The organism is Solihabitans fulvus (assembly GCF_008386585.1).
GTDB classification, from domain to species: domain Bacteria; phylum Actinomycetota; class Actinomycetes; order Mycobacteriales; family Pseudonocardiaceae; genus Solihabitans; species Solihabitans fulvus.
This window is the reverse complement of the sequence record NZ_VUOB01000005.1, coordinates 101248-113697: the sequence shown is the minus strand read 5'-3', so window position 1 is coordinate 113697 and position 12450 is coordinate 101248. Positions and strand designations below refer to the sequence as shown.

The following is a 12450-nucleotide window of genomic DNA, read 5'->3' as shown; positions in this document are numbered from 1 at the left end:
GTTCTGCGGCTGGTCGCGCTCCCCTGGCCGTCGGCGCGTCGAGTGGCCGCGGGGTCAGCTGGTCGGCTCCCCCGGCCTGGTGCCGATGACGACGGTGGCGGACAGCTCGTCGGAGCTGACGACCTGTGTGTTCAGGCCGTTGCTGGTGAAGATCTCGACGGTGGTCGGGGCCTGGCGTCGGCTGGTTTCGATGAGCAGGTGTCCGCCGTGTCGGAGCCATCGGGTGGCGTCGGCGGCCACGCGCCGCTGGATGTCGAGGCCGTCGGTGCCGCCGTCGAGGGCGATCTGGGGTTCGTGGAGTCGGGCTTCGGGTGGCATGAGGTCGACCTCGTCGGTCGGCACGTAGGGCGCGTTGACGGCGAGGACGTCGACGCGGCCGAGGAGCGTGGCCGGGAGGGGTTGGTAGAGGTCGCCTTCGTGGACGTGGCCGGTGGGGATGTTGCGGCGGGCGCAGCGGACGGCGGCGGGGTCGATGTCGGCGGCGTGCAGGTCGACGTGGTGGAGGGCGGCGATGATGGCGGCGCCGACGGCGCCGGATCCGCAGCACAGGTCGATGACGACGGGTGGCCGCGCGTCGGTCTGGCCGGCGAGGGTGATGGCCTGGGTGGCGAGGAGTTCGGTGCGGCGGCGTGGCACGAAGACGCCGGGTTCGACGGCGATGCGGAGGCCTCGGAACTCGGCCCAGCCGAGGATCTGTTCCAGGGGCAGGCCTTCGACGCGTCGTTGGACCATCGTGTCGAGGTTGGCGGGGTCGGTGGCGGCGTCGATGAGCAGCTGGGCTTCGTCCTCGGCGAAGACGCAGCCGGCGGCGCGGAGCCTGGCGACGATGTCGTGTGTCGGCACCGGTGTGCGCGGTGAGGGCATGGAGAGCGTCCTTCGGGTATGCCGGCGGGTGCTCTCGTGGTCGCCTAGGTGGGGCGGACCGTCTGGGGTGAGGGCACCCGGAGTGGGTCTGCGCGCATGGGTGTTCCCACCTCCCCCAGCGATGTGTCCGGTGCTGTGACGTGTGGACTTTAGCAGTGGCGTTGTGCGGTGTGGCGTGCCTGGTTTCCCTCTGGCGGGGTAGGCGGGTGGCGCTGTGGAGGGAGGTCGTGGGGTGGGTTTGGGTGTGATGGTGTTGGTGTGATTGGTATGTCGCGGGACGCGATGGTGTGGTGGCGGTGGGCCGCGGTTGGTTGGGCGGCGCTGTATGGGGTGTTTGGGGTGGTGTGTGCGGTGTCGGGGGTGCCGTTGTTCGGGTTGGGGCCCTCCTCCCCTGGTCCGGTGGCGTTGGACTGGGCGGTGGTGGCGGTGTGTGTCCTTGCGGCGGTGGTGGTCGGGGCGGTGCGGGTGCTCCCCCGGCCGGTGGTCTTGGTGGGGTTGTGGGGTGTGTGCGTCGCGTGCGGGGTGGCGGCGTTCGGGTTGTTGATGGAGTTGGTGACGTTGGTGTTCAACCAGACGGTGGACCGGTGGTCGTCGGCGGTGAGTCAGGCGTTGGCGGCGGTCGGGGTGGTGGTGTTGGTGGTCGTCGCGCGTGACTACTGGCGTGTGTCGGCCGGTGTGTGTTCGCGGTGTGGGTCGGTGCATGGTGTGTCGACGCGGTGGGTGGTGCCGGGGCCGAGTGCGGCGCCGAGGTGGGTGCGGCGGGTTGCGTGGGTGGGTGTTGCGGGGTTCGTGCCGTACGCGGCGATGAAGACGACGTGGGCGTTGGGTGGCACGTTCGCGGGTCTGACGCATGCTGATCTGGTGGCGGGCGCGTCGGCGTCGTGGGCGGCGTTGGAGTCGTTCGGTGTTGATCCGACGGCGTTGTTGGCGGCGTTGGGGGTGTTTTTGTTGTTGGGGTTGGTTCGGCCGTGGGGGCAGGTGTTTCCTCGGTGGACGGTGTGGTTGGCGGGTCGGCGGGTGCCGAGGTGGTTGCCGTTGGCGCCGGCGTTGGTTGGTGCGGCGACGTTGGCGCCGTATGGGGTGTTCGGGGTGGGGCTTGTGGTGTTGGAGTCGGTTGGGGTGGTGCCGGTCGAGCGGGGTCAGTTCCGGTCGGTTGCGGATGCGTTGGTGGTGTCGTGGTGTGGGTTGGGGGCGTTTTGTTGTTTCGGGGTCGCGTTGGCGGTGGCGGCGTGGTCGTATCTGGTGCGGACGCGGCGGCGGTGTGTGAGTGTCTGATGTCGACGGCAATGGGGTCGACGACGTTGGGAGCGGGTCATGTTGGAGCAGAGCAGGGCGTTCAGTGGGTTCTCGGTGGATGATGTGTCGGCTGCGCGGCGGTTCTACGGTGAGACGTTGGGGTTGCGGGTGTCGGAGGATCACGGGATGTTGACGTTGCATCTGGCGGGTGATCGGGACACGTTGGTGTATCCGAAGCCGAACCATGAGCCGGCGTCGTTCACGATTCTGAATTTTCCGGTGGCTGACATCGAGTCTGCTGTGGATGGTCTGGTGGCGCGTGGGGTGCGGTTCGAGGCGTTCGATGGTGTGGACGAGAAGGGGATTTTTCGTCGTGGTGGGCCGTTGATCGCGTGGTTCCGGGATCCGGCCGGGAACATCCTGTCGGTGTTGCAGCAGGGCTGAGTTGGTGCGGGCGGGGTCGGGTCAGGCCGTCGGGTGTTGGTTGGCGGCCCACTGGTCGCGGGTGATGACGTACTCGACCTCGCCGTGTTCGGAGCCGGGTAGTGGGGTGGGCCAGTCCTGGTGGTAGGTGCGGACGTGGCTGAGGCCGGCTTTTTCCATGACGCGGCGGGATCCGGTGTTGACGAACATGGTGTTTGCGGTGACGCGGCGGACGCCGAGTTCGGTGAATCCCTTGGTGAGTAGGGCGCGGGATCCTTCGGTGGCGTAGCCGTTGCCCCAGGTCGCGGTGTGGAGGCGGTAGCCGAGTTCGACGTTGTCGAGGTCGTGGCCGTCGGGTGGGCTGAACTCGAACCAGCCGAGGAAGTCGTTGGTGGTCTTGTGTTGGGCGGCGAAGTAGCCGAAGCCGAGGCCGCGTTCGTCGTGTGCGCGGATTGTGGGGAGGATGCGGTCGCGGATGGTGTCGCGGGGTGTGGGTTGGCCGCCGTTGAGGTAGCGCATGACGCCGGGGTCGTTGTCGAGTGCGTGCAGGAGGTCGAGGTCGTCGTCGGTGATGTGTCGCAGGATCATGCGGTCGGTGGTGAGGTAGGTGCGCATCGCTCCCCCGTTTCGGTGTGGTGGTGTGGCTGGACGGTAGTTGTGGGGTGGTCGGGGTGGCGATTGGGTTTTGGGTGATGATGGTCGGGTCGGGTTTCTGCCGAGTCGAGGAGCTGCACCGGTATGTCTGTTGACTCTGTTCGCCGTCTTCCTGTCGAGGTCTATCGCGAGGCGGTGGTGGGTGAGGCGGCGCGGTTGGCGGAGTTGGTGCGGGGTGCGGATCTGTCGGTGATGGTGCCGGCGTGTCCGGAGTGGTCGTTGGCGGAGTTGGTGGTGCATGTCGGTGGGGTGCATCGGTGGTTCACGGTGTTGTTGTCGGGGTTGGTGCAGGAGCGGCCGGATCGGCGGGCGTTGGAGTTGGGGTTGCCGGAGTCGGTTGAGGGGTATGCCGACTGGTTGGCGGCGGGTGCGGGGGCGGCGGTGGCTGTGGTGGCGGCGACGGATCCGGATGCTCCGATGTGGACGTGGGGTGCGGATGGGTGTGCGCGGTTCTGGGCGCGGCGGATGGTGTTCGAGACGGTGGTGCATCGGATGGATGCCGAGGCTGCGGTGGGGGTGGTGTCGGTGGTGGATGCGGGGTTGGCGGCTGACGGGGTGGATGAGTTCTTGGTGAATCTGCCGTTCGCGGAGTTCTTCGCGCCTGCGGTGGCGGGGTTGCGGGGTGCGGATGAGGTGATCCGGTTCGAGTCGGTGGACACGGGCGATGGGTGGTCGGTGCGGTTGGGGCAGGAGGGGTTCGGGTTGGTGCCGGACGGGGTTGGTGCGGGGGCGGTGGTGCGGGGTTCGGCGGTGGAGTTGTTGTTGGCTCTGTACGGTCGGCGTTCGGTGGAGGGGTTGGCGGTCTCGGGGGACGCAGGGTTGGTTGGGCGGTGGTTCGCGAACTCGCGGTTCTGACGCTGGTTGGTGGGGTTGGTGTTGTTTGGCAAGTTCCAAGAAAGCTCCAAGAATATGCTGTGATACTGGGTGGTTGAGCCTTTTTTTGATAGGTGTTTGTCGCGGTGGTGGCGGGTCGCTGAGTGACGTGCTGAATGGACGTCCCTCGGCGGCCCGTTTGTATTTGATGACATTGGTTGACGGTGTCCTGAATCGTTCTTCTGGATCGTTTCTGCCTGCGGGTATTTTGTTGCAATTGTCGCTCGTGTGTCGGGTCTGATCGGGTTGTCAATTCCGTGCCACTGACACTGGTGTGCCACCGCTGACGTATTTCTGGAGGTACACAATTGGCACCGTTGAATCCCGCCTGCGGGATTGCGACGAGTACCCTGTGGAGGAAACAGTGCGCAGTGTCACGCGAAGATTGGCGGCGGTGGCCGGTTTGGCCTCGTTGTCCTTGGTGTTCGCGTCGGTGTCGGCCTCGGCGTCAGCCTCGGCGACCGACAATCCCTACTCCCCTGCCTATCAGCACTCCTACCGGCACGGTGCCGTGCCGACTCGCGACCAGCTCGCGAAGATCAACGACTACAAGTCGGCCCATGCCACCCCGAACGCGGTGGCGGCCGGCAACACCCTCCAGTACGGCGGCGGCATCGACGGCATCGGTGTGACCAGCGGCCACCCCAAGGTGTACCTGGTGTTCTGGGGCAGCCAGTGGGGGTCGCAGAGCACCGACGGCAACGGCAACCTGACGTTCTCCTCGGACAGCGCCGGTGGCGCGCCGAAGCTCCAGCAGATGTTCAAGGGGCTTGGCACCGGCGGTGAGCTGTTCTCGGGGATGATGACCCAGTACTGCGACGGTCCTGGCGTGGCGTCGGGGGCGACGTCGTGTTCGGCCAGCAGCGCGCACGTGGGGTACCCGACCGGTGGCGCGTTGTCCGGTGTCTGGTACGACAACTCGGCGGCTGAGCCGGGTACGGCCAATGGTCACCAGCTCGGTGTCGAGGCGTTGAACGCGGCCGCGCACTTCGGCAACACTTCGGCGGCGGCCAACCGGTACGCGCAGTACGTGATCCTGTCGCCGACGGGCCTGGACCCCGACGGTTACAAGACCGGTGGGTTCTGCGCGTGGCACGACTACAACGGCGACACGACGTTGTCCGGTGGCGCGGTGTCTTCTCCTTACGGTGACTTCGCGTTCACGAACATGCCGTACGTGATGGACCAGGGTTCCAGCTGTGGCCAGAACTTCGTGAACTCGGGTTCGGCCGGGACGTTGGACGGGTACACGATCGTGGAGGGCCACGAGTACTCGGAGACGATCACCGACCAGAACCCGGCGGGTGGCTGGACGGCGACCTCTGGTCAGGAGAACGCGGACGAGTGCGCGTGGGTCAGCCCGGGTTCGCAGGGCGGCGCGGGGAACGTGGCGATGGGCAACGGCTCGTACCCGGAGCAGGGCAGCTGGTCCAACGACACCAACCGGTGCGACCTGACGCACCCGATCATCGGTGGCGGCGGCCCCGGCCCGGTGTCGCTGTCCAACCCCGGTAACCAGTCGAGCACCGTGAACACGGCGGCGAGCCTCCAGCTCAACGCGAGTGGCGGCACGTCGCCGTACTCGTGGAGCGCGTCGGGTCTGCCGACCGGGTTGTCCATCAACGCCTCCAGCGGCCTGATCTCGGGCACGCCCTCGGCGACGGGCAGCTTCTCGGTGACCGCGACGGTGCGCGACAGCTCGTCGCCGGTGGGTTCGGCGAGCACGTCGTTCACGTGGGCGGTCACCCCGACCGGTGGCGGCTGCTCCGGTCAGAAGCTGGCCAACCCCGGCTTCGAGTCGGGTAGCGCGTCGTGGTCGGCGACGGCGGGCGTGATCGGTCAGAACGGTCCGTCGGAGCCCGCGCACTCGGGCACGTGGAACGCGTGGCTGGACGGCTACGGCTCCTCGCACACCGACACGTTGTCGCAGTCGGTGTCGATCCCGGCGGGCTGCCGGGCGACGCTGTCGTTCTGGCTGCACATCGACACTGCGGAGACCGGTTCCACGGCGTACGACAAGCTGACGGTCAAGGCGGGGTCGACCACGGTGGCGACGTTCTCGAACGTCAACGCGGCGTCGGGTTACGTGCAGAAGTCCTATGACGTGTCGGCGTTGGCCGGCCAGACGGTGTCGGTGGGCTTCACCGGTGTCGAGGACGGCTCGTTGCAGACGTCGTTCGTGATTGACGACGCGGCGGTCACGCTGGGCTGATCGGCGGGTGGATGGGCGGCGGACCTCGGCTGGGGCCTGGTCCGCCGCCTCTCCGTGTGTGGGGTCAGCGGATGGTGATGGTGACGGTGAAGCTCTGGAGGGCGCACTTGAGGGTGCCGGGCGAGCCGGATGGGCAGGCGGCGCGGGCGGCGGTGACGTGGGCGGTGCCGGGGTGGTCGGCGGTGTAGGTGACGGCAGTGACGCCGACGGGTCGGGTGCCCTTGGTGTCGGTGACCGGGCGTAGGGCGTCGCTGTCGGCGGTGGGTGGGTTCCAGGTGCTGGTGTCGGTGCCGTGCAGGAGGACGGTGACGCGGCCGCCGACGCGGACGCAGGTGTCGCGGTTGGTGTCGGTGTCGGTGAGGTCGAGAGTGCCGGCGCAGGCGGTGGTGCTGGTGCTGGTGGGTGGGCTGGCCGGTGGTGGGGTGCCGGTTTGGGTGCGGGCGCCGCAGGCCGCGCAGCAGGCGACGGCGAGCAGCACGGCGGGCAGGGTCGCGCGCATCGGTTCCTCCGGGATGGTGGGCTGCCGCGGGTCGCTGTCCGGTCGGACGCGTTCTAGTGCGAGGACGTTGTGCGGCGCCAGGGTGGTTGCAGGCGGCGGCGGTGCAGGGGCAGCGTGATGGTGACGGTGCTGCCTTCGCCGAGGGTGCTGCGCACATCGAGGTGGCCGCCGTAGCGGTCGGCGATGTCGCTGACCAGGGCGAGGCCGAGGCCGTAGCGGGGGCGGCCGGTGGGTGGCGCGGTGGTGTGGAAGCGGGTGCCGAGGTCGGGGTCGGCGGTGTCGAAGCCGCAGCCGGTGTCGGTGACGCGCAGCAGCGCGCGGGTGCGGGTGTGCGCGACGGCGACGGTGATGGTGCCGCCGGGCGGGGTGTGTTCGATGGCGTTGTCGACCAGGGCGGTGAGGGCGCGGCGCAGGGCGGCGGGGGCGGCGAGCACGGGTGCGGGGTGGTCGTCGTGGACGGTGTGCAGGCGCAGGCCGCGCTGGGTGGCGTGTGGTGTGGCGGCGGCGACGGTGTCGCGGGCGACGGGCCACAGGTCGGTGACGGCGCTGTCGGCGGTGGGTCGGGCGGTGGCGAGCAGGTCGTCGACGAGGTCGACGAAGTTGGCGCTGTCGCGGACCAGGCCGGTGGCCTCGTCGTGCAGGTTCTCGGTGGTGGGGTCGCGGTGCAGGGCGCGGTCCAGGAGTTGCGCGCGGGTGTGCAGGAGGGTGACGGGGGCGCGGAGCTCGTGGGAGGCGTCGGCGACGAACTGGCGTTGCAGGCGCAGGGTGCGGCGCAGTGGGGCGAGGACGCGGCGGGCCAGCAGGACGCCGGTGACGGCGGCGAACAGCAGGCCGCCCGCCGCGGCCTGGGCCAGGGCGGTGAGCAGGTCGGCGCGTTGGCTGTCGCTGGGGCCGAGGTCCAGGACGATCTGGACGGTGTCGTTGGCGCGGTCCTGGGTGCGGACGAGGAAGTGGCCGCTGGGCAGGCGCACGTCGCGTTCGATGGCGGGGTCGCCCGCGGCGGCGGCGTCCAGGGCGGCGCGGTCGGGTAGGCCCGCGGGCATGCCGGGGGTGCTGGCGAGGGCGCCCGACGGCGCCCGGATCACTTCCCAGGCCCTGGGTGGCGGGTCGATGACGTCGTCGGCGATGGCGGCGGTCGCGGTGACCAGTTGGTGGTCGGTGTCGCGTTGGGCGTTGGTGGTGATCCACATGGCGATGGCGGTGAGCAGGACGACGGCGACGGCGACCATGGCGGCGGTCTGGGCGCCGAGTGTCCTGGCTGCGGCGCGGATGTCGGCCTCGGCGGCGGAGGTGGCCGGAGTGCTGGGTGCGGGGCGGGGCATGGTGGGGCCGTTCAGCGGGCGCCGAGGCGGTAGCCGAGGCCGCGGACGGTCGCGATGACGCGGCGGTCGAGTTTGCGGCGCAGGTAGTGGACGTAGGTCTCGACGGCGGCGTCGCTGTTGGTGTCGCGGAAGACGGAGTCGCGCAGGGTGACGCGGGTGAAGACCTGGGTGGGGTTGGCGGCCAGCAGGGCCAGCAGGTCGCATTCGCGTTCGGACAGCGTCACGTCGCCGGTGGCGTGGCCGCTGACGGTGCGGGTGTGCACGTCGAGCAGGCGGCCGCCGGGCAGCGGGAGCACGGTGGCGTCGTGCAGGTGGCGGCGGCGCAGGGCGCGGAGGCGGGCGAGGAGCTCGTCGATGTCGAAGGGTTTGGGCAGGTAGTCCTCGGCTCCGGCGTCCAGGCCCTGCACGCGGTCGCCGGGGGTGCCTCGGGCGGACAGCACGAGGGCGGGGGTGGTCACTCCCCTGCGGCGCAGCCGGGTGATCAGGTCAAGGCCGTCGATGGCGGGCAGTCCTCGGTCGACGAGCAGGACGTCGTGGTGGTCGGTGAGGACGCGGTGCAGGGCGGTGTGTCCGTCGTGGACGCGGTCGACGAGGTAGCCCTCGTCGGTGAGCAGCCGGCCGAGCAGGTTCGACAGGTCCGTGTCGTCCTCCACGACCAGGATCCTGGGCCGATCGGTTGTCATGGCGACGAGTCTGTTCGTCGGAGGTCACAAAAGCGACCGCGACAAAAGCGACTGATTCACGGGTGTCGCGCGGTCCCGGCGGGGTGTGGCGCGGGGTGTCGGCGGGCGCGGGGCGGGTTGGGCCGCTCGGTCGTGTCGGCTGCGGCTGGGTGGACGCATTTTGGGCCGTGATGCCCGGATGGGATGGCCCTGTCGGCGCGCGATGGGCGATGGTTCGCCCGGACTTGACTTCCGTGATCTCCGGAGGCGCGCGTGGGCGGGTACGGCTCGGCTCGGTTGGCCGCTGCGGCGGCGGTGTTGGTGGGGGTCGCGGTGTGCGTGCCCTCGGCGGTGGCCTCGGCCGCCCCGGCGGATCCCGGGGTCGCGGGGGGTGGGGACGCGGCGGTGATCGTGGTGTTACGCGACCAGCACCCCGACCTGTCCGCGCGGGGTGACAGCGCGCCCCGGCGGGCGGAGGTCGCGCGGGCCGAGCAGGCGCCGCTGGTGTCGCGGCTGGCCGACGCGCACGCCCGAGACGTGCACGCGTTGACGGTGGTCAACGCGGTGTCGGCGACAGTGTCGCGGGCCGAGGCCGCGCGGCTGGCCGCGGACCCGGCGGTCGCGGCGGTGCTGCCTGACCTGCCGGTGCGGTTGGCCGCCCCCACCCCTCCCGCGGCTTCGGGTGTCGGGTCGGGTGCGGCGGCGGTCGGCGGGCACGGGTGCGCGACCGGGGCTCCGTCGCTGGAACCCGAGGCGCTGCAACTGACCCACACCGCCTACGCCGACCAGAACCGGTCGCAGGCGCGGTCGGTGGCCACCGGCAAGGGCGTGCGGGTCGCGTTCATCGCCGACGGCATCGACGTGGCCACCCCGGACCTGGTGCGCGCCGACGGGTCGCCGGTGATCGCGGACTACCGGGACTTCAGCGGCGAGGGCACCGACGGGGCGACGTCGGCGGACGAGGCGTTCGGCGACGCCAGCGCGATCGCCGCGCAGGGCAGACTCACCTACGACGTGGGCACCGACTGGGCCGCGCCGGGCACCGTGGGGCGGCCGTGCCCGATCCAGGTGCGCGGCATGGCGCCCGACGCGACGCTGTACGCGCTGAAGGTGTTCGGCGGGTCGGGTTTCGCGCCGAGTTCCCGGTTCCTGGCGGCGGTGGACTACGCGGTGACCGTGGACTACGTCGACGTGATCAACGAGTCGTTCTACGGCGACCCCTACCCCGACAACGGCACCGACCCGATGCAGCTCGCGGACGACGCGGCCGTGCGGGCCGGGGTCACCGTCATCGCGTGCAGCGGCGACGGCGGCCCCAACGGCACCATCGGCTCCCCCGCGTCGGACCCGAACATCATCTCCGTTGGCGCGACCACCCAGTTCCGGTCCTACGCGCAGCTGGGCTACGGCGGCATCCACCTGGGCAACGGGACGTGGGCCAGCGACAACATCTCCGCGCTGTCGGCGGCCGGGGTCACCCAGAACGGCCGGACCGTGGACCTGGTCGCGCCGGGTGACCTGGGGTGGGCGCTGTGCGGGCCCGACACGACCCGCTACACCGGGTGCGTCGGCGGCGACAAGAAGGGCGCGCGGCTCCAGAACTTCGGTGGGACCAGCCAGTCCGCGCCGTTCGTTGCCGGCGCGGCGGCCCTGGTGATCCAGGCCTACCAGGCGCATCACGGCGGCGCGCGGCCCAGCCCGTCGGTGGTCAAGCAGGTCCTCACCAGCACCGCCCAGGACCTCGGGCACCCGGCGTCGGAGCAGGGCGCCGGGCTGCTCGACAGCGACCGCGCGGTGCGGCTGGCGGCGTCGGTGGCCGGCGGCACCGGCGGCGGTCTGCTCGGCGGTGGGCTGCTGCTGCCGGGCCAGCTCGACGTGACCGGCGCAGTCGGGCACGCCACGGAGGCGTCGGTGACCGTCACCAACGCCTCGCCGCTGCCGCGCGTGGTCACCGGGTCGGTGCGCGGGTTCGGGCCGGCCAGGCAGGTCGCGGCGCTGTCGATGCCGTTGGACACCACCGACCCGGCCGCGCCGCGCTACGCCGACGGCTACGGCTTCACCCGCGTCTACGCCGAGCGCACGTTCACGGTGCCGGCGGGCGCGGACCGCCTGGACGCCGAGATCGCCACGCCGGACGGGTACTTCGCCGGCTACCGCGGTTCGCAGCCCCGGTTCGGGTTGATCGACCCCAACGGCGTGTACCAGGCGTACTCGCTGCCCCAGGGGCTGGGCGACTACGGGCACGTCGACGTGCGTTCCCCGGCGGCGGGCACGTGGCGGGTGGTGGTGTTGCAGACCGCCGGCACCTACAAGGGCACCGTGCAGTTCGCCGCCCAGGTGTCCCACACCGTCGACGCCGGCCATCTCACCACGGGTGTGGTGGTGTTGGCGCCGGGCGAGACGCGCGCGATCGGGGTGCGGCTGGCCGCGCCGACCGTGCCGGGCGACCGGCCGCTGTCGGTGCAGCTGACCGACCTGTTCGGGCACGTCGCGTCCGTCGCGGTGATCCAGCGCGCCCCGGTGCCCCTGGACGGTCACGGCGGCACGTTCACCGACACGCTCACCGGCGGCAACGGCCGCTGGGGCAACGGCACCCCGGCGCAGGTGCGGACCTACGCGCTGGACCTGCCGGCCGGGCTGCGCGACGTCGGCGTCAGCCTCACCTTCCCCGACCGCACCACCGTGCTCAGCGCCTACCTGCTCGACCCGCAGGGCCAGGTCGCCGGCAACGCCAGCTCCGACGTCGTCGACGCCGCGGGCCACGAGTCCTTCGCCGGCGCGGTGCAGCTGTGGCACGCCGCGCCCCGGCAGGGCCGGTGGCTGCTCACCGTCGAACTGGCCAACCCCGTCAGCGGCAAGGAGATCAGCCAGCCGTTGACCGCGCGCGTCGCGTTCAACAGCGTCCAGGTGTCCGCGCCCGCCCTGCCCGCCGGCACGCGCCTCGCGGCCGGCGTGCCGGTGGCGGTGCCGGTGCGGGTCACCAACACCGGTGTCGCGCCCGAGGCGGTGTTCGCCGATGCCCGCCTCACCCAGACCGGCGACGTGACCCTGCTGGGCACCGACACGACGGGGATACCGGTGCCGCAGCCGGCGACCGCGCAGCCACGGTGGCTGGTGCCCACCCACACCGACGCCGTGTCCTTCGCGGCGGCCGGCACCGCGCCGGTCACCATCGACGCCTACTACGCCACCGGGCAGCCTGAGCTGTACGCCGCCCCGGTCGGCACCGTCGCCACGGCGCGGACCGGGGCGGCCGAGGTGTCGGCGGGCCCATGGTGGGCCACCGCCGAGCTGCCCGGCCCGTTCACCGGGACCGCGCCGCCCGCGACGGTGACCTTCACCGGCACCGCCCACACCCGCCTGTTCGACCCGGCCTTCACCTCCAGCACCGGCGACGTGTGGCGGTCGGCGGTCGCGGCCGACCACCCGGCGACGCCGGTGCTGCTCGCGCCGGGCGCCTCGACCACGATCACGGTGACGATCACCCCGCAGGGCAAGTCGGGTGAGCAGGTGCGCGGCACCCTGTTCGTCGACGACTTCAACTACGGCTCCACGCTGGGCGGGGCGGTGATGAACACGATGACCGGCGGCGAGCTCGCCGGCCTGCCCTACGAGTACACGATCGCCTGACCCGCGGGGTCCGGGTGCCGTGCGCTGCCGTAAGCGGTGGCGCACGGCACCCAGCCAGGACCGGGCGGGCGTGGA

The 12450-nt window shown here is 71.1% G+C and carries 10 protein-coding genes; 5 read left to right on the top strand and 5 right to left on the bottom strand.

What is annotated here, in order from left to right:
- Nucleotides 1-54: 54 nt before the first annotated feature.
- Complete coding sequence (locus tag F0L68_RS04055) at nt 55-864, bottom strand: putative protein N(5)-glutamine methyltransferase (RefSeq protein WP_149848034.1); 810 nt, start codon at nt 862-864, stop codon at nt 55-57.
- Nucleotides 865-1263: 399 nt separating this feature from the next.
- On the opposite strand from F0L68_RS04055, the gene F0L68_RS43295 reads away from it, so the two are divergent.
- Both F0L68_RS43295 and F0L68_RS04045 read left to right on the top strand, forming a co-directional pair.
- Nucleotides 1264-2139, top strand: a complete 876-nt coding sequence (locus F0L68_RS43295; RefSeq protein ID WP_223198472.1) for a hypothetical protein — start codon at nt 1264-1266, stop codon at nt 2137-2139.
- A 39-nt stretch (nt 2140-2178) separates the two neighbouring features.
- Complete coding sequence (locus tag F0L68_RS04045; RefSeq protein WP_149848033.1) at nt 2179-2544, top strand: VOC family protein; 366 nt, start codon at nt 2179-2181, stop codon at nt 2542-2544.
- Between the two features lie 21 nt (nt 2545-2565).
- Here the strand turns inward: F0L68_RS04045 and F0L68_RS04040 are convergent, their stop codons facing one another.
- On the bottom strand, nt 2566-3138 hold the full coding sequence (locus tag F0L68_RS04040; protein ID WP_149848032.1) for a GNAT family N-acetyltransferase: 573 nt from the start codon (nt 3136-3138) through the stop codon (nt 2566-2568).
- A gap of 123 nt (nt 3139-3261) precedes the next feature.
- Between F0L68_RS04040 and F0L68_RS04035 the strand changes: the two genes are divergently transcribed.
- The gene (locus F0L68_RS04035) at nt 3262-4032 is read left to right on the top strand and encodes a maleylpyruvate isomerase family mycothiol-dependent enzyme (RefSeq protein WP_149848031.1); all 771 of its coding nucleotides are present in this window, start codon (nt 3262-3264) and stop codon (nt 4030-4032) included.
- A 421-nt stretch (nt 4033-4453) separates the two neighbouring features.
- Nucleotides 4454-6262 (top strand): Ig domain-containing protein, encoded by a 1809-nt coding sequence (locus F0L68_RS04030; RefSeq protein WP_223198471.1) that lies wholly within the window; start codon nt 4454-4456, stop codon nt 6260-6262.
- Between the two features lie 64 nt (nt 6263-6326).
- Here F0L68_RS04030 and F0L68_RS04025 read toward each other — a convergent pair whose 3' ends face one another.
- Genes F0L68_RS04025 through F0L68_RS04015 form a run of 3 tightly spaced genes read right to left on the bottom strand, consistent with a single transcriptional unit; the run spans nt 6327 to nt 8766 of the window.
- Entirely contained in the window at nt 6327-6761 is a 435-nt protein-coding gene (locus tag F0L68_RS04025) for a hypothetical protein (protein WP_149848030.1), read from the bottom strand.
- A gap of 53 nt (nt 6762-6814) precedes the next feature.
- The gene (locus tag F0L68_RS44500) at nt 6815-8083 is read right to left on the bottom strand and encodes a sensor histidine kinase (protein ID WP_149848029.1); all 1269 of its coding nucleotides are present in this window, start codon (nt 8081-8083) and stop codon (nt 6815-6817) included.
- Nucleotides 8084-8094: 11 nt separating this feature from the next.
- Nucleotides 8095-8766 carry a response regulator transcription factor gene (locus F0L68_RS04015; protein ID WP_149848028.1) on the bottom strand — a complete coding sequence of 224 codons (672 nt, stop codon included), beginning with the start codon at nt 8764-8766 and terminating at the stop codon, nt 8095-8097.
- A gap of 252 nt (nt 8767-9018) precedes the next feature.
- Here F0L68_RS04015 and F0L68_RS04010 point away from each other — a divergent pair, with 252 nt between their 5' ends.
- A complete protein-coding gene (locus tag F0L68_RS04010) occupies nt 9019-12375 on the top strand; it encodes a S8 family serine peptidase (RefSeq protein ID WP_149848027.1) in 3357 nt (1118 codons plus the stop codon).
- Nucleotides 12376-12450: the final 75 nt, after the last annotated feature.

Bases quoted from the DNA above. Each gene is read 5' to 3' on its own strand.
- F0L68_RS04025 (WP_149848030.1), bottom strand. From the start codon at position 6,761: ATGCGCGCGACCCTGCCCGCCGTGCTGCTCGCCGTCGCCTGCTGCGCG.
- F0L68_RS44500 (WP_149848029.1), bottom strand. From the start codon at position 8,083: ATGCCCCGCCCCGCACCCAGCACTCCGGCCACCTCCGCCGCCGAGGCC.
- F0L68_RS04045 (WP_149848033.1), top strand. From the start codon at position 2,179: ATGTTGGAGCAGAGCAGGGCGTTCAGTGGGTTCTCGGTGGATGATGTG.
- F0L68_RS04040 (WP_149848032.1), bottom strand. From the start codon at position 3,138: ATGCGCACCTACCTCACCACCGACCGCATGATCCTGCGACACATCACC.
- F0L68_RS04015 (WP_149848028.1), bottom strand. From the start codon at position 8,766: ATGACAACCGATCGGCCCAGGATCCTGGTCGTGGAGGACGACACGGAC.
- F0L68_RS04035 (WP_149848031.1), top strand. From the start codon at position 3,262: ATGTCTGTTGACTCTGTTCGCCGTCTTCCTGTCGAGGTCTATCGCGAG.
- F0L68_RS04055 (WP_149848034.1), bottom strand. From the start codon at position 864: ATGCCCTCACCGCGCACACCGGTGCCGACACACGACATCGTCGCCAGG.